Raw genomic sequence first — 16,045 nt, forward strand, 5'->3', positions numbered from 1 at the left:
CCCTGCGCGTCCGCTGGACGCGCCTTCTCGGTTGAAGTGTCGTCCGGTCTGTGAACTACCTGCGACGACTCGTCGATCATGCCACGCAGGAGTAACAGCGAGTAACGCGTTTGTGTACGATCGACCGCGGTCGCCCAGACCGACCGTTTTGACCTGAGGGAGTTGCCCGATGTCCGGCACAGTGCCGCCCCCGCCCCCGCCGCCAGACGGGGGTCCCGACGAGGAGCCGGGTGCGCCGTCCCAGGAGGACCCGCCCACCGCGCCCACCCCTGTGCAGCAGGGGCCGGTCCAGCGTGTCTCCGCGTCGAACCGCATGCCGCCGGCGATCTCCCCCGCGAACCAGTTCGCACAGGCCGTGACCCCGGCGCCCGCGGCGCCGGGCGCCCCGGTGGTCCAGTCCGTGCACAACGGCGCGACCGACCCCGGCCTGACGCAGCAGTACTACCCCGCCCAGGCCCCGCAGCAGTACCCGGGTTACGCGCAGCAGCCCGCCCAGGGCTACGCGCAGCCGCAGGGGTACGCGCAGCAGACCCCGCAGGGGTACGCGCCGCAGCCGCAGGCCTACGCGCAGCAGGCCCCGCAGACCGGCCAGTACGCCCCGCAGGGCTACCCGCCGGCGCAGGGTTACGACCAGTACGGCCAGCCCGTCTACGCGCAGCAGGCCGGGTACGCGCCCGAGCCCGAGCAGGCCCGGCGTCGGCTCAGCCCGGGCTGGATCGCGTTCATCGCCCTGGACATCGTGCTCGTGGTCGCCGCGATCGTGTTCGCCGTCAGCCTGTTCTCGTCGTCCGGCGAGGAGCCGTCCGGCGGCACGTCGCCGGTCGCGGAGCAGTCCGCCGAGCCGTCCGCGGACGGTGGCCTGGAGACGAACGGCGGTGCCGGCGTCGAGACCTTCGCCGCGCCGTCGCTCAACATCACCTGCACGCTCTCGGCCGACGCCGCCACCTGCGGCATCGCGCAGCTCGACCAGAAGCCCGCGCCCGACGCCTCGTGCGACGGCGCCTCCGGCTACGTCGCCAAGGTCGACCCGACCGGCAACGTGACGCAGCCCTGCGTGGGCAAGGCCGACCAGCCGAAGAAGGCGAAGAAGGACGTCGCGATCCTGCAGTACGGCACGTCGAAGTCGGCGCACGGGTTCACGTGCACCAGCGCGGAGAGCGGCATGACCTGCGTCTCCGACCAGACGAAGACGGGCTTCTCGATCGCCCGGGCTGGCATCGGCCAGGCCTGACCCGGCCCGGAGCCCCCGTCGCGTGCCCTGGGCACCCGACGGGGGCTCCGGCCGTTCCCGAGCGTCGTTCCCGCGCCGTCAGTCCTCGTTGAGGACCGTGACCAGGGACCGCAGCCGGGCGTTGCTGAACAGGTCCTCCAGCAGCACGACGGCACCCGCCGAGTCCGCCAGCGGCACCTTCCAGTTCGGGTACTCGGTGTCGGTCCCGGGCTGGTTCTGGGCGCGGCGCTCGCCCACCGCGTCGGTCAGGTAGACGCCGACGAGTGCGGACGGTGTGTCCTTGAGGTACCGGTGCAGGCCCTCGACGAGCTCGCGCTCCGACGGGTCGAACGTCGTCAGGCCGCGGCGGGACAGCGCCTCGACCAGCGACTCGCGCTCGGCACGCGCCCGGCCCCGCAGCACCGTGGCGTCCTCCGTGAGCAGCCCGAGCCGCTCGCGCAGGTCCACGTGCTCGCCCGCGAGGTAGCCGGCCGTGGGCGGCAGGTCGTGCGTCGTCACGGTGGCCAGGGCCGCGCTGCGGTAGGCCTCCGGCTCGATGGGCACGCCCTTGGCGTCGCGCTCGAAGAGCAGCACGGACGTACCCAGGATGCCCCGCTCGGCGAGGTAGTCACGGATCCAGGGCTCGAACGTGCCCAGATCCTCCCCGACGATCACCACGCCGGCACGCTGCGCCTCCAGGCACAGGATGCCGATCAGCGCCTCGTGGTCGTAGCTCACGTAGGCGCCGGCCGACGCGCGGGCCCCGCCGGGGATCCACCACAGCCGGAACAGCCCCAGCACGTGGTCGATGCGCAGCGCGCCGCAGTGCCGCAGGGCGGTGCGCAGCAGGTCGCGGTAGGGCCCGTAGCCGGCCTTGGCCAGCGCCCGCGGGTGCCACGGCGGCTGGGACCAGTTCTGGCCCTGCTGGTTGTACATGTCCGGCGGGGCGCCCACGGACACGCCGCGGGCGAGCGCCGCGGCGTCGGCCCAGGCGTCGGCACCGTCGGCCGACGAGCCGACGGCGAGGTCCTTGAGCACGCCCAGCCGCATCCCGGCGTCGAGCCCGGCGCGGTGCGCGGACCGCAGCTGCTCGTCGGCCACCCACTGCAGCCAGCAGTAGAACTGGACCCGCTCGGACCGGGCGTTGCGCAGCGTCGCCACGCCGGGCGACGTCGGGTCGGCGAGCTCCGGCGGCCAGTCGCGGCCGTCCAGGTGCTCCGTGATGGCGCACCACGTGGCGAAGTCGATGAGCCCCTTGCCCTGCGCCAGCACGTACTCGTCGAACGCGGTCTGGCGGGCCGCCGAGCGGGGCGCGGTGTACACGACCTCCAGCGCCGCCTTCTTGGCCTCCCAGACGGCGTCGCGGTCGATCGGCCCGGCGTCCTCGGACAGCTCGCGCACGGGTTCGGCGGCCCACTCCACGAGCGACCGGTCCGCCGCCGAGAGGTACGCCGTCTCGCGGATGTCCTCGACCCGGATGTACAGCGGGGACATGAACCGGCGCGACGTCGGCAGGTACGGGCTCGGCGTCAGCGGGGTCACCGGCTCGGTGGCGTGCAGCGGGTTGATGCCCACGAAGTCGGCGCCACCGTTGTGCGCGGTCTGCCACGCGAGGTCGCCCAGGTCGGCGAGGTCCCCGATGCCCCAGGAGTCCCGCGACCGCACCGAGTAGAGCTGGACCATGAAGCCCCAGGCCTGCTTGCGGGTGATCTTCTCGGGCAGCTCCAGGCGCCGGGGCGTCACCACGAGCTGGGTCTGCGCCGTCTGGCCGCCCGACTCCGCGTGCAGCGTGTGCCAGCCGAGCGGCAGGTCGTCGGGCACGACGAACGTCGCGCGGCCCACCTTGCGGCTGTCCACGGTGCGCGGCTCGGTGTGCACGTCGGCCTGGCGCAGCGGGATCCGGGCGCCCTTGACGGTCGCGAACGAGCCGGTCGCGGTGCCCTGCTGCGGCGCCGTCACGCGCCACGGGGTGGCGCTGGCGGGCATGACCGGCGTCTCGGACAGCTCGAGCTCCACCCAGACGGACACGTCCGCGCCGTCGGCCACGTGCACCGGCACCTGGACCTCGGTGCCCTCGCGCAGGACGACGGCGGGGGGCAGCATGCTGCGCCACGCGTCGTCCCGGCTGCGCTCCAGGCTCGCGACGACGGCGGCGGGCGTCGACGCCGGGACGTCGAGCGCCTCGAGCACCGCGACGATCGTCGAGGCGCTGACCTGCTGCAGGTTGCCGTCGTGGTCCGTGTACTCGCACTGGACGCCGTGAGCGGCCGCCAGCTCGGCGAGCTCCGGCGGCACGGTGGAGCCCTCGGGCGTGGGCTCTTTCATCGGTTCGTCGGTCACAAGGAAAGATCCTGCCATCAACCGGCGCCCACCGGGCGTAAGGCGGGCGTGTCCGACGAATTGACGGACGCTGTCAGCTCACCCCGGGCGTGTCCCCGACGGCGTGCTCCTCGGTGGGCGTCGGTGCCGAGCGTGCCACGATCCCGGCGCTGAGCAGCTCGGCGTGGGCCGCGACGCGCAGCGACCGGGCGACGGCCCACTGCTGGGCCGGCCGCACCTGGGCGTGCAGCGTGAAGGTGAGGCCCGCCCCGTCGACGGCGTCGACGCCGCGCACCGACGGCGTCTCCAGCAGGTGCTGCGCCAGCTCCGGGTCGTCCTTGATCCGGTCGGCGGCCCGCCCGAGCGCCGCGCGGACGGCGTCGACGTCGGTGCCGAGCGGAACCTGCACGGAGGCCACGGCGCGGCTCCACTCCTGGGTGCGGTTGCCCGCACGCAGGATCTCGCCGTTGCGGACGTACCAGAGCGTGCCGTCGAACGCACGCACCTGGGTGAGGCGCAGCCCCATCGCCTCGACGGTGCCGATCACGCCGCCGCCGAGGTCGACGTTGTCGCCGACGCCGAACTGGTCCTCGATGAGCAGGAAGATGCCGGAGATGAAGTCCTTGACGAGGGTCTGCGCGCCGAAACCGATGGCGACGCCCGCGACCCCGGCCGTGGCGATCAGCGGCGCGATGTTCATGCCGATGACCTGCAGGATCCACAGCACCATGACGGTGCCGATCACGACGTTGATCGTCGAGTTGAGCACCGAGCCGACGGTCCGGGCCCGCTGGGCGCGCCGCTCGGCGGCGCGCGGGTTGGCGGCCACCAGGGCGTCGGCCAGGGCCTGCGGCGTCATCAGCACGTTCTTGCGCCGCCGCTTGGCGCCCGGCACGTCGATCCCGGGAGCGCCCACCGGGTCGGCCTGCTCGACCACGGCCCGCGGCTTCTGCCCGGCGGCGATGCCCTCGGCGAGCGCGGTCACGACACGGCGCAGCACGCCGATCGCGATGGTGCCGAACAGCAGGATCAGGATGATCGTCAGCGGCTTGTCCAGGAACCAGGCCCAGAAGTCCTCGGCACTGTCGAACACGGAGGCGGCAAGAGACTCGAACACGGCCCCAACCTACCGGGGCGCGCGCCCGGGTCCGGCCTGGTCGTGCGAGGTACGAGCGACTCCCGCGCGACCTTCACAGGCCGTTCGCGTCGCGGTCTCCGGCACACGGGGCCGGGCCGCGACGCGAGCGGCGTGCCTCACACCCTGAGCGTGTCGAGCTCCGCCGCGAGGTTGTCCGCCTCGGGCCCGACGATCACCTGGACCACGCGGCCGGACCGGACCACGCCGAACGCTCCGGACGACTTCAGCCCCGGCTCGTCCACGAGGGCGGGGTCGCTCACCTCGACCCGGAGCCGAGTGATGCACGGCTCCAGCTCGACGACGTTGGACGTCCCCCCGAGTGCCGCGAGGATCTGGTCAGCCTTGGACATGTCTCCACTCCCACCGTGCGTCGCTGCAGGTCTTCGACCAGCCTATCGGCACAGGCAAGCCTTCTGCCGGACCGGCGCACGATCGGCCCCGCCGGGTGTCGTCTCGCTCACACGCGGGCGTGGTCCGGCGCGACCGGCGACGGGGTGTCACCGGCGGGTGGCAGGATGACTGGCGTGACAGAGGAATCCTTCTTCGACGCGGTCGGCGGGCACGACACGTTCGTGCGCCTGGTCGACGCGTTCTACGACGGCGTGGCGGACGACCCGGTGCTGCGCCCCATGTACCCCGAGGAGGACCTGGGGCCCGCCAAGGAGCGCCTCACGCTCTTCCTGGAGCAGTACTGGGGCGGCCCCACCACCTACTCCCAGCAGCGTGGCCACCCCCGGCTGCGGATGCGCCACGCCCCGTTCAAGGTGAACCCGGACGCCCGCGACCGCTGGCTCGCGCACATGCGCACCGCCGTGGACTCCCTGGGGCTCGCCCCGATCCACGAGTCGCAGCTGTGGGACTACCTGGAGCGCGCGGCGTTCAGCATGATCAACACGTTCGAAGACTGAGCAGCACCACCGGCACCGAAGGAGACGCCCCCTGTGGACGCCACCACCCCCCACCCCGGCGAGACGCCGGACGACCAGCCCGACGCCCTCGACCGCCTGCTGCAGGTGCTCGAGCTGCGGCACCTGGAGGGCTGGGGCCCGCGCGGCGAGGAGGACGTGCTGCGCGGCACCAGCGTGCCCGGCCCGGCCGACCGCGCATACGGCGGGCAGGTGCTCGCGCAGGCCATCCTGGCGGCGGACCGCACCGTGCCGGAGGGCCGGCTGATCCACTCGCTGCACGGCTACTTCCTGCGCGAGGGGCGCCTGGAGGAGCCGATCGACTTCGCGGTCGAGCGGCTGCGTGACGGGCGCTCGTTCAGCGCACGCCGCACCCACGCCATCCAGTTCGGCAAGCCGATCCTGTCGATGATCGCCTCCTTCCAGGAGGACCAGCCCAGCTACGAGCACCACATGCCGATGCCGCGCGACGTGCCCCCGCCGGACGCGGTGCGCTCCGCGTTCGACGAGCTCGCGGACCTGCCGCCGGGTGCCGACGTCCGGGCCCGGTTCTGGTCCGACTCCGCGTTCGAGCTGCGGCACGTGGGGGGCTCGCTCTACCTGCACCCGGACGCCGCGGTGGCGGCGGGGACACGCCCGCCCGCCACCCAGATGGTCTGGATGCGCACGCGCCGCCCCCTGGGCATCAAGGAGCAGTCGATGCACCGCGCCCTGCTCGCGTTCGCGTGCGACCAGCTCATGCTCGAGCCCGCCCTGCGCGCGGCCGGCAAGTCGTGGCAGGAGGTGGGCGCCACGGTGCCCATGGCCAGCCTCGACCACGGCATGTGGTGGCACCGCGACGTCCAGGTGGACGAGTGGATGCTGTTCGTCCAGACGTCGCCCACGGCCCAGGGCGGGCGCGCCCTGGGCACCGCCGCGGTCTACACGCAGGACGGCGCCCTGGTCGCCACGGCGGGCCAGGAGGGCATGATCCGCCTCCCGGCCTGAGCCGAGCGAGCCCACCGGACCGGCCCGCCCTGTCGCCCCGGCCCGGCAGGCTCAGGCCCCGAGCTCCGCGAGGCGGTCCCGGGCCGCCTGCGCGGCGCGCCGGACCGCCTCGACCTCGTGCGGCACCGCGCCCACCTCGACCCGGAGCTCCAGGGCGCGCTCGAACAGCGCGAGGGCCTCACCGAGGTAGGGGCGGGCCTGGTCGGCGTGCACCTCGAGCGCCTGCTCGTACCGGCACCGGCCCCAGTCGTGCAGGGTGCGGTACTCCAGGCGCCGCGCGCGCTCGACGCTCGCGGTGTGCTCCCCGTGGTAGCGCGTCGCCTCCAGGGCCAGCCCGAACAGCAGGTCGGCCTCCGCGAACCGGTGCCGCCACTGCAGCACGTGGGCGAGCCGCAGCAGCGGGGCGACCGCCCCGAGCGGCACCTCGTCGGCGTTCGCGTGGGCGGCGGCCGTGTCGTCCGCGGGGCCGCCGGCCAGGTTCACGGCGTGCCAGCCGAGACGCTCCGCCTCCGCGAGGTGCTCCTCCGGTTCGTCCGCCTCCGGGGCGAGCACCCGCAGGAGCGGCACCTGGACGGCCAGCACGTCGGGGTCGTCGCCCGACGGCCGACCGGCCAGCTCGTCGAGATAGGCCCGGGCGGCCGGGACGTCGTCGAACACCTCGTGGAGCGAGACCGGGTCGACGTAGTGCGCAGGCAGTTCCACCATTCCTCCGTGTCCGAATCAAGACGGATGAAACTACCAATTCGGACACACGGAAACCACTCGCCCCCGTGGGGTCAGCCGCGGTGGCGGAACGTGATGGGTTCCTCCTCGAACTCCTTCCACGCCAGCCGCTCGGCCTCCGTGAGACGCCGGGGGTGGTTGGTCGCGGCGTCGACGAACACCAGCGTCGTGGTCGCGCGGGCGTACGGCTCCCCGCCCGACGTCGGGCCGGTGCGCGGCATGCTCGCGGCGCCGTCGTGCACCTCGTAGCAGACCTCCGCGCTGGCCCCGCCGATCCGGCCCAGCCACATCTCGACCCGCACCGGCGTGCGGGTGAACAGCAGCGGGCGCAGGTACTCGATGCGCTGGCCGGCCACGAGGGTGTGCGAGTCGGCACCGGGCCCGGTGGGCACCACCGCCGTCGGCCAGCCCTCGCCCTCCGGCGCCTCGGGGTGCTGCCAGAACGCGGTGATGCGGGCGTCCTCCAGGAGGCGGAACATCGCGACGTTGTTGACGTGCGCGTAGGCGTCCAGGTCGGACCAGCGCAGCGTGACGGGGACGTGCAGACGTGTCATGCGACCATCCTCCCCCGCCGGCCCGCGTGCTCGGCCCGCGTGCTCAGCTCGCCGCGATCGTCGCGGCCGTGCGGCAGCTCGCGAGCCGGCCGAGCTCGTCGCCCACGGGGTCGCGCACCAGCCGGTCCGCCACCGCGGAGACCGACTGCCGCAGGCGACGTCGCGCCACCATCGCGCGCCGCCGGGCGCCGAGCGCCGCGAACGCGCGGCAGACCAGCGCGGTCAGCACGCCGAGCAGCGCGCCGCCGAGCACCATCAGGGTGGGCCACGGGATCCGGAAGGGGTCGACGTCGAGACCCCCACCTGGCTCGGGCGCTCCCGGGAAGACGACGCCGTCGCCGGACCACGTCGGTAGCGTCACCACCGGGGTGGGCGGCGCGGGGAGCTGCAGGTAGGAGAAGCCGAACAGCACCAGCAGCCAGAGCAGGCCCGCGGCCAGCACCAGCAGCAGGGCCCACTGCAGCACATCGACGGCCGACCACCACAGCGGACGCCGGGCGGCCTCGACGCGGGTCGCGGCGACCGCCTGGTCGAGCGCGTCGGGCAGCTCGTCGATGCCCGCCTGCCCGCGCGTCCGCGCGGCCAGGACCCACGGGTCCGCGGCGCCGCGCGTCACGTCCTCGACGTAGCGCCGCACGGCCGAGGCCGCGGCCGAGCGCACCGCGGGGCGCGCCGTCGGGAGCGACGTGCGCAGCAGGTCCTCGCGGCCCGACGGTGCCCGGTGCTCCCGGTCCGCCGACCGCAGCCCGAGCCGGCGCAGCGGGTCCTTGCGCAGCCGCCCCAGCCAGCGGGTGAGCGGCCAGCCGGTCGCCGCGCGGGCGTCCCGGTTCGCCGAGGCCCGCACCGCGTCCACCACGGTGGGCACGCCCGCGGCGGCCTCCAGGGCCGCGACCAGGTCGCCCCGGGCCTGGTTCCCCTGCCGCGACGGCGGCGGCGTGCCGCACTCGTCCACGATCCGCAGCGCCACGGCCCGCTCGTCCACGGCGAGCCGCGCCGTCGCCGCCTCGCGCCGGGCCGCGGCCTTCGCGAGCAGGCCACGCAGGTCGTCCATGCCCTGCCCGCTCCGCGCGGACACCGCGAGCACCCGCGCGCCGTCCAGCCCGTCCTCGGCCACCAGGCGCCGCAGGTCGGCCAGCATCGCCGACGTCTCGTCGGCCGTCAGACGGTCGGCCTGGTTCAGCGCCACGACCACCACCTCGGCACGGCCCGCGAGCGGACGCAGGAAGCCCTCGTGCAGCGCGGCGTCGGCGTACTTCTGCGGGTCCACCACCCAGACCAGCAGGTCGGCGCGCTCGACCAGCCGCTCGGCGCGCACGCGGTGCTCGGTGACCACCGAGTCGTGGTCGGGCAGGTCGAGCAGCACCAGGCCCGTCGCGCCGCCCACGGCCGCGGGACCCATCTGGTGCCGCCGCCCCACCTCCAGCCAGTCCAGGAGCGGGTCGGCCCCCTCGCCCCAGACGGCGGCCATGGCGTGCGACGTCGTCGGACGACGGACGCCCGGCTGCGCGATGTCGACGCCGGCCACCGCGTTCAGCACGGACGACTTGCCCGAACCCGTGGCCCCGGCCAGCGCCACGACGGTGTGCTCCGCCGACAGCCCGCCCCGCTCCCGGGCCCGGTCCAGGACGGCGCGCGCCTCGTCCAGCAGCCCAGCGTCGATGCGCCCGTCCGCGGCGTCGACGGCGTCGCCGAGCGCCGCGCCGCGGGCCGCGAGGTCGAGCCGGCTCACCGGTCGCCCTCACCGAAGAGCCGCTTCCAGAAGCCCCTGCGCGCGGGCTCGTCGGCCAGGTCGGGCCGGCCGGCCGTCAGGTTCTCGTCGGGGGGCCGGGCCGTCACGCCGCGCAGCCCGCGGCTCTCGGTGAGGTCCGGGGCGCGGCCCGCGCCGTCGGGCGCGGCCGGGGTGCCTGTCGCGCGCGCCCGGCGGTCCGCGGCCGCCGCTGCCGCGACGTCGTCGGCCGCCGCCCGCAGGCCGGCCCCGCTCGCCTCCGCCGAGCCCAGCGCGTCGAGCTGCGCCGTGTACCGGGCCGCCTGGCCGTCCATCACGGCCTCGATGCGCGCGCGCAGCCGGTCGCGGGCCTGCAGAGCCAGCCGGCGGACGGCGTCCTCGCCGAACACCGCCTCCAGGAGGCGCTGCGCGAGCACCGCCGAGCCGCCCGCGATACCGACCTCGATGCCGGTGAGCCCGCCCGTGGAGGCGAACACGAAGATCATCAGCGCCACGCCGAGCCCGTTCACCCCGAACGACAGTGCCCGGGCCCGCCCTCGCTTCGACTCGCCCTGCTCGCGCACCAGCTCGAGCACGTCGCCCTGCCAGCCGCGGATCTGCTCCCCCACCTCGGCCCGCAGCGCCGACGGCGTGCGCAGCAGCTCCAGGCCCTCCAGCAGCGCGGCACCCGCCGCGTCGCCGCGCCACGCCTGGTAGGACCGCTCGGCCGCCTCCTCCGCGGCGTCCAGCACCACGGACTCCAGCCCGTGCGCGATCGCCTGCTCCACCTGCGGGGCCTCGCGCGGCTTCCCGCGGAAGAAGCTCGACACCGCGTCCCGGAACCGGCCGATCCCCTCCTCGACCGCGCGGAAGAACTCGCCGGTGCCCACGAAGTCCTGCCAGCGGGCGAGCACCTCGCCCCGCAGGAGCGCGCCGTCCGACGTCGCCGCCGTCACCTGGGTCACGGCGTCCGCGTAGGCCCGCTCGACGGCGTGCCGCAGGCGGGCGTCGGCGGCCCGCTGCTCGTCGGCGGCGTCAGCCAGCTCGCCCGCGCGCAGCACGAGCGCGTCCACCACACCGTCGCGGGTCGCGGAGATGACGCGGCGGCGGGCGTCGGCGTCGCCGCCCAGCCCGGTGAGCCACCGTGAGACCTCGCCCACGCTCTCCTCGGGCAGCAGCCCGTCGGTCAGGCCCGACTCCGCCACCACGAACAGCGGGCTGTCCGCCAGGCCGTTCTCCGCCATCATGTCGCGCAGGTCGTCGGCCGTGGCCTCGGCGCCCGGGTCCACCCGGTCCAGCACCATCGCCACCTGGGCCTTGCGCGCCGACGCCTGCCGCAGCAGGTCCCACGGCACCGCGTCGGCGTACCGGGCGGACGTCGTGACGAACAGCCACAGGTCGGCGGCCCCCAGGAGCTGGGCCGCGAGCTCGCGGTTGGCGGTGTCGACCGAGTCGATGTCCGGGGCGTCGAGCAGCGCCAGGCCCTTCGGCAGCGCGTCGCTCGCCACCAGGCGCAGCGTGCGGCCCGGCTCGGGTGCCGCGCCCGTGACGCGGGCCAGGCCGGGCAGCACGCGGTCCGTCGAGAACCAGCGCGCGTCCAGCGGGTGGTGCACGAGCACGGGTGCCTTCGTCGTGGGCCGCAGCACGCCGGGCCGGGTCACCTGCTCGCCGAGCAGCGAGTTGACCAGCGTCGACTTGCCCGCACCCGTCGACCCGCCGACCACGACGAGCAGCGGAGCCTTCTGCGCGCGCAGCCGCGGTAGCAGGTAGTCGTCGAGCTGGTCCGTGGCCCGGCGCAGCTCGGTGCGGGCCGCAGCCGCGCCCGACGTCTCCAGCGGCAGGGGCAGCGCACCGAGCCGGGCACGCAGCACCTCCAGCGCCGCGGTCAGGGCTGAGCCGTCAGCGGGTTCCGGAGGCGTACCGGGCGCGGCGTCGGGCTGATCGGTCATGCCGCACAGTCTGCCGCAGACACCCAGGTCAGGCGCGTCCGTGCGCGCGGGCTCAGTTGCCGAGCCGCGAGCGCAGCCACTCCAGCGCCGCGTGCGCCACCTCGCGCTGCACGGCCCGGCCGTGCGGCATGCCCGGCTCCGGGGGCCGCATCGACTCCAGCACGAGCGCACCCGCCGTCGCGGTCACCGCACAGGTGAGCGCCTCGGGGTCGGCGTCGGGCAGCGGGTGGTGGTCCAGCAGCACCTCGGGCGGCGGGGCGCCGTCCACCCGGAGGTGCGGCAGCAGGAGGACGACGTCGAGGAACGACGCCCCCTGGGACGGTGTGAACCAGTCGACGGCGTGCGCGCTGGTGGCGTCCCAGCCGTGGTCGGTGATCATGATCGACTCCCGGCGCAGCGCGCCGTGCACCACCGTCTTGCCCGCCATGGCCTCGCCCGCGTGGCGCGCGATGTCGGCCAGGTGGTCCACCTTGTCGGCCAGCCAGGGCGTGAACGCGGCCAGTCCCGGGGGCCGGGTCTCGGCGAGCGTCGCCCACGCGCCCACGTCGATCACGTCGGCCGTGTCGGGCAGGCCCGGCGGGGCCTCGATGGTGCCGATCTGGATGGCGAGCTCGACGGCGGCGGCCAGGTCGGCCTCGTCCCACGGGTCGTGCGGCGGGCGGACGGGCTCGTTGCGGTACCCCAGCACGACCCAGCGGCCTGCGCCGGGGAGCACCTCGTCCACGAACCACTCGCGCGCCAGGGTCGGCACGTCGTCGGGCAGCATGGCCAGGGACGCCGCCTCGGCGGCCATCCGGTCCTGCGTCAGGGGCGCCTCGGGCCCGACGGCCCGGACGATCGAGCGCCCCGTCGCCGTCTGGAGCACCTCCAGCTGCCCGGACGCCTCCGTGCCCGTCAACGGGGCGGAGCCGATCACCCGTCCCCCCATGGTCTCGCTCACGCGGGAACGGACGGACGGGGGAAGGTCGGACCAGGCCGGCCGACGGACAGCACTCATGGCCGGAGTGTGCCGAACTGGGCTTTCACCCGCAAACCACAAACCGCATGCGAGACGGACCAGGTCCGGTGTCCGCTCAGTACCCGAGGCGTGTCTGGAGCCAGGCCACCGCCGCGCGCGCCAGCCGGTGCTCGGCGGCGCGCACCTCCGGCATCTCCGGGGGCGGCGGTTCCAGCGACGAGCGCACGTAGTGCCCGGCGAGCACCGCGATCCAGCAGGTGACCGCGTCCTGGTCGGTGCCCGGCGGCAGTCCGTAGCGGCGCAGCGTCGCCTCGGGCGGTGGTCCGCCGTGGACGCGGACGTGCAGGAGCATCGCGACCAGGTCGAGGAAGGGTGCCCCGGCACCGCCCCGGATCCAGTCCGTGACCAGCGGCGCCTCGTCGGGCGCGAGCGGCAGCAGCACGTTCTGCACGCGCAGCAGGCCGTGCTGCAGGCCGGTGCCGGCGATGGCCTCCGGGGCGTGCGTGGCGATCTCGGCGAGGCCCTCCAGCCGCCCGGCGAGCCACGGCGAGTGCTTCGCCAGCCCGGCCGGCCGCCGGTCCGCCAGCGTCTCCCACGCGTCCGTGGGGAACGTCTTCTCCTCGGGCAGGAACATCGGGTCGTCGGGCGCCTGGATCTCACCGATCGACCGCACCGCCCGGACCAGCGCCGCGACGTCGTCCTCCGGCCAGGAGAGGTCGATCGGGCGCACCGTGGAGCGCATCCGGTAGCCGACCGCGACCCAGCTGCCGAGCCCGGGCAGCTCCTCGTCGACGGACCACAGCAGCTCGGGGCCCGGCGCCTCAGGGGGCAGCAGCGGGTTGAGCGCGATCTCCTGCCGGAGCAGGTCCAGCGGGCCCTGGCCGGCGGCCCCGAGGGCCTTGACGAAGGCGTTCCCCTGGCTGGTCTGCACCTGGATCTGCGCACCGGGCAGGACGCCGGAGTCGCCCGACACGCTCGACGCGATCACGCGAGCGCCCAGCAGGTGGTTGATCCGTGCTCTCAACGCAGGCGGGAGGTCGTTCCAGCCCGATCGCCGCATGGGGTTCACTGCGGCATCTTGTCGGAGATGTCATGGTTCAGCAAGGATAGTATGTCGTAATCACCCATTTTGTCGGGTTACGCCCATGCCATAAGGTGCGCGCCCGGCCTCCCGAGCTGGTCGGGGGCCGGGCGCGCGGGTCCGCGGATCAGTCGCGGGTCAGCCTGCGGTAGGTGACGCGGTGCGGGCGCGCGGCGTCGGCGCCGAGCCGCTCCACCTTGTTGGCCTCGTACGACTCGAAGTTGCCCTCGAACCAGTACCAGCTCGCCGGGTTCTCCTCGGTGCCCTCGTAGGCCAGGATGTGCGTCGCCACGCGGTCGAGGAACCACCGGTCGTGGGAGACCACGACGGCGCAGCCCGGGAACTCCAGCAGCGCGTTCTCCAGCGAGCCGAGGGTCTCGACGTCGAGGTCGTTGGTCGGCTCGTCGAGCAGCAGGAGGTTGCCGCCCTGCTTGAGCGTCAGCGCCAGGTTGAGGCGGTTGCGCTCACCGCCGGACAGCACGCCCGCGGGCTTCTGCTGGTCCGGACCCTTGAAGCCGAACGAGGCGACGTAGGCCCGCGACGGGATCTCGACGTTGCCGACCTTGATGAAGTCGAGCCCGTCGGACACGACCTCCCACAGGGTCTTCTTCGGGTCGATGCCGCCGCGCGACTGGTCGACGTACGAGATCGACACCGTCTCGCCGACCTTGAGCTCGCCGCCGTCGAGCGGCTCCAGGCCCACGATCGTCTTGAACAGCGTGGTCTTGCCGACGCCGTTCGGGCCGATGACGCCCACGATGCCGTTGCGCGGCAGCGTGAACGACAGCCCGTCGATCAGCACGCGGTCGTCGAAGCCCTTCCTGAGGTCCGTGGCCTCCAGCACCAGCGAACCCATGCGCGGGCCCGCGGGGATCTGGATCTCCTCGAAGTCGAGCTTCTTGGTGCGCTCCGCCTCGGCCGCCATCTCCTCGTAACGAGCCAGACGGGCCTTCGACTTGGTCTGTCGGCCCTTGGCGTTGGACCGCACCCACTCCAGCTCCTCCTTGAGGCGCTTGGAGAGCTTGGCGTCCTTCTTGCCCTGGACCTCCAGGCGCGCCTGCTTCTTCTCGAGGTAGGTCGAGTAGTTGCCCTCGTAGGGGTACAGGCGGCCGCGGTCGACCTCGCAGATCCACTCCGCGACGTGGTCGAGGAAGTACCGGTCGTGCGTCACCGCGAGCACGGCGCCGGGGTAGGAGGCGAGGTGCTGCTCGAGCCAGAGCACCGACTCGGCGTCCAGGTGGTTGGTGGGCTCGTCCAGCAGCAGCAGGTCGGGCTTCTCCAGGAGCAGCTTGCACAGCGCCACGCGGCGGCGCTCACCACCCGAGAGCACCTTCACGTCGGCGTCCGGCGGCGGGCAGCGCAGCGCGTCCATCGCCTGCTCGAGCTGGGAGTCGAGGTCCCACGCGTCGGCCGCGTCGATCTCCTCCTGCAGCGTGCCCATCTCGGCCAGCAGGGCGTCGAAGTCGGCGTCGGGCTCCGCCATGAGCGCGGAGATCTCGTCGAACCGCTGCTTCTTGGCCAGGATGTCGCCGACCGCCTCCTGGACGTTGCCGAGGACGGTCTTCTCCTCGTTCAGCGGCGGCTCCTGCTGCAGGATGCCCACGGTGTAGCCGGGCGACAGGCGGGCCTCGCCGTTCGACGGGGTGTCCAGCCCGGCCATGATCTTGAGGATCGTGGACTTGCCGGCGCCGTTGGGGCCGACGACGCCGATCTTCGCGCCGGGCAGGAAGTTCAGCGAGACGTCATCGAGGATGACCTTGTCGCCGTGCGCCTTGCGCGCCTTGTACATGGAGTAGATGAACTCAGCCACTGCCTGTGATCCACCGTTCGGGGTAGGTACTCGTGATTCGTGCTCGTGATTCGTGCTCGGGTCTCGTGCTCGGGGCGGGGTGCGCTCGCGCGGAGCGGGTGCCGGCGGCGAGCGCCCGGGGACCTGGCCCCGGCACCCGCTGACCGCGGAGCACGACTACCCCAAGCCTACGCGTTCACCAGCTCCCGCTGCCCCTCGCCCTCCGGCTCGGGCGCGGCCCCGGTGTCCGGCGCGGGCTCGTCGTCGCCCGCCGGCGCGTCGACCGCGAACGGGTCGGGTGCGCCGAGCGGGCCGTGGTGCACCATCCGGCTGAACTCGACCTTGCCGCGCGTGGCGTCGATGCCGACGGCGGACGCCGCGATCTCCAGCGTCATCCGCTCCTGCCCGTCCGGGCCGGTCCACTCGTCGATCTCGAGGCGGCCCGTGACGACCACCGGGTCGCCCTTGCGCACCGAGCGCGCCACGTTGGCGGCGGCCGCCTGCCACGCCTTGACCGTGAACCACAGCGTCCTGCCGTCGGTCCACTCGCCGTCGTCGTTCACGTAGCGGCGCGTGCTCGCCACGCGGAACGTGGTCCACTGCCGGTCCTTGGCCGGGTTCACGTGCAGCGCCGGGTTGTTGCCGACGAAGCCCGACACGGTCACCATGACGTCCTTCATGGGGCCCTCCTGGGTGTCCCGGACCGGCCCCAGCGGCCGGTCCGTAC

14 protein-coding genes are annotated in these 16,045 nt (G+C 74.1%); 3 read left to right on the forward strand and 11 right to left on the reverse strand.

All coding sequences use genetic code 11. From position 1 onward, the window contains the following. The first annotated feature begins 169 nt into the window (after positions 1-169). A complete protein-coding gene (locus APR03_RS00830; RefSeq protein WP_253831830.1) occupies positions 170-1,231 on the forward strand; it encodes a hypothetical protein in 1,062 nt (353 codons plus the stop codon). 78 nt (positions 1,232-1,309) lie between these two features. Here the strand turns inward: APR03_RS00830 and malQ are convergent, their stop codons facing one another. The 3 genes from malQ to APR03_RS00845 form a co-directional block, all read right to left on the reverse strand. Further along, positions 1,310-3,535: a 4-alpha-glucanotransferase gene (gene malQ, locus APR03_RS00835; RefSeq protein WP_253832655.1), complete on the reverse strand. Its 2,226-nt coding sequence runs from the start codon at positions 3,533-3,535 to the stop codon at positions 1,310-1,312. Between the two features lie 88 nt (positions 3,536-3,623). Then, positions 3,624-4,646 (reverse strand): mechanosensitive ion channel family protein, encoded by a 1,023-nt coding sequence (locus APR03_RS00840; RefSeq protein WP_253831832.1) that lies wholly within the window; start codon positions 4,644-4,646, stop codon positions 3,624-3,626. Between the two features lie 137 nt (positions 4,647-4,783). After that, entirely contained in the window at positions 4,784-5,017 is a 234-nt protein-coding gene (locus APR03_RS00845) for a PTS sugar transporter subunit IIB (protein ID WP_253831834.1), read from the reverse strand. 165 nt (positions 5,018-5,182) lie between these two features. Here APR03_RS00845 and APR03_RS00850 point away from each other — a divergent pair, with 165 nt between their 5' ends. Together APR03_RS00850 and APR03_RS00855 are read left to right on the forward strand one after the other, a co-directional pair. Beyond that, positions 5,183-5,575 carry a globin gene (locus APR03_RS00850; RefSeq protein ID WP_253831836.1) on the forward strand — a complete coding sequence of 131 codons (393 nt, stop codon included), beginning with the start codon at positions 5,183-5,185 and terminating at the stop codon, positions 5,573-5,575. Between the two features lie 33 nt (positions 5,576-5,608). Beyond that, on the forward strand, positions 5,609-6,559 hold the full coding sequence (locus APR03_RS00855) for an acyl-CoA thioesterase (protein WP_253831838.1): 951 nt from the start codon (positions 5,609-5,611) through the stop codon (positions 6,557-6,559). 51 nt (positions 6,560-6,610) lie between these two features. Here the strand turns inward: APR03_RS00855 and APR03_RS00860 are convergent, their stop codons facing one another. The 8 genes from APR03_RS00860 to APR03_RS00895 form a co-directional block, all read right to left on the reverse strand. Beyond that, entirely contained in the window at positions 6,611-7,261 is a 651-nt protein-coding gene (locus APR03_RS00860) for a hypothetical protein (RefSeq protein ID WP_253831840.1), read from the reverse strand. A gap of 74 nt (positions 7,262-7,335) precedes the next feature. Then, positions 7,336-7,836, reverse strand: a complete 501-nt coding sequence (locus APR03_RS00865; protein ID WP_253831842.1) for an acyl-CoA thioesterase — start codon at positions 7,834-7,836, stop codon at positions 7,336-7,338. 43 nt (positions 7,837-7,879) lie between these two features. After that, on the reverse strand, positions 7,880-9,565 hold the full coding sequence (locus tag APR03_RS00870) for a GTPase (RefSeq protein WP_253831844.1): 1,686 nt from the start codon (positions 9,563-9,565) through the stop codon (positions 7,880-7,882). After that, positions 9,562-11,490, reverse strand: coding sequence for a GTPase family protein (locus APR03_RS00875; RefSeq protein WP_253831846.1), 1,929 nt, complete (start codon positions 11,488-11,490; stop codon positions 9,562-9,564). Before APR03_RS00875 ends, APR03_RS00870 begins: the two co-directional genes overlap by 4 nt. 52 nt (positions 11,491-11,542) lie before the next feature. Beyond that, positions 11,543-12,430 (reverse strand): hypothetical protein, encoded by an 888-nt coding sequence (locus tag APR03_RS00880; RefSeq protein WP_253831848.1) that lies wholly within the window; start codon positions 12,428-12,430, stop codon positions 11,543-11,545. A 133-nt stretch (positions 12,431-12,563) separates the two neighbouring features. Further along, the gene (locus tag APR03_RS00885) at positions 12,564-13,517 is read right to left on the reverse strand and encodes an aminoglycoside phosphotransferase family protein (RefSeq protein ID WP_372494719.1); all 954 of its coding nucleotides are present in this window, start codon (positions 13,515-13,517) and stop codon (positions 12,564-12,566) included. Between the two features lie 139 nt (positions 13,518-13,656). Beyond that, entirely contained in the window at positions 13,657-15,339 is a 1,683-nt protein-coding gene (gene ettA, locus APR03_RS00890; protein ID WP_253831850.1) for an energy-dependent translational throttle protein EttA, read from the reverse strand. 167 nt (positions 15,340-15,506) lie between these two features. Next, positions 15,507-15,998: a single-stranded DNA-binding protein gene (locus tag APR03_RS00895; protein WP_253831852.1), complete on the reverse strand. Its 492-nt coding sequence runs from the start codon at positions 15,996-15,998 to the stop codon at positions 15,507-15,509. Between the last annotated feature and the right edge of the window lie 47 nt (positions 15,999-16,045).

Source organism: Promicromonospora thailandica (assembly GCF_024171955.1).
Taxonomy (GTDB): Bacteria; Actinomycetota; Actinomycetes; order Actinomycetales; family Cellulomonadaceae; genus Promicromonospora; species Promicromonospora thailandica.

Coding starts and splice junctions, on each gene's coding strand:
- APR03_RS00830 (WP_253831830.1), top strand. CDS start 170: ATGTCCGGCACAGTGCCGCCCCCGCCCCCGCCGCCAGACGGGGGTCCC.
- malQ (WP_253832655.1), bottom strand. CDS start 3,535: ATGAAAGAGCCCACGCCCGAGGGCTCCACCGTGCCGCCGGAGCTCGCC.
- APR03_RS00845 (WP_253831834.1), bottom strand. CDS start 5,017: ATGTCCAAGGCTGACCAGATCCTCGCGGCACTCGGGGGGACGTCCAAC.
- APR03_RS00850 (WP_253831836.1), top strand. CDS start 5,183: ATGACTGGCGTGACAGAGGAATCCTTCTTCGACGCGGTCGGCGGGCAC.
- APR03_RS00865 (WP_253831842.1), bottom strand. CDS start 7,836: ATGACACGTCTGCACGTCCCCGTCACGCTGCGCTGGTCCGACCTGGAC.
- APR03_RS00875 (WP_253831846.1), bottom strand. CDS start 11,490: ATGACCGATCAGCCCGACGCCGCGCCCGGTACGCCTCCGGAACCCGCT.
- APR03_RS00895 (WP_253831852.1), bottom strand. CDS start 15,998: ATGAAGGACGTCATGGTGACCGTGTCGGGCTTCGTCGGCAACAACCCG.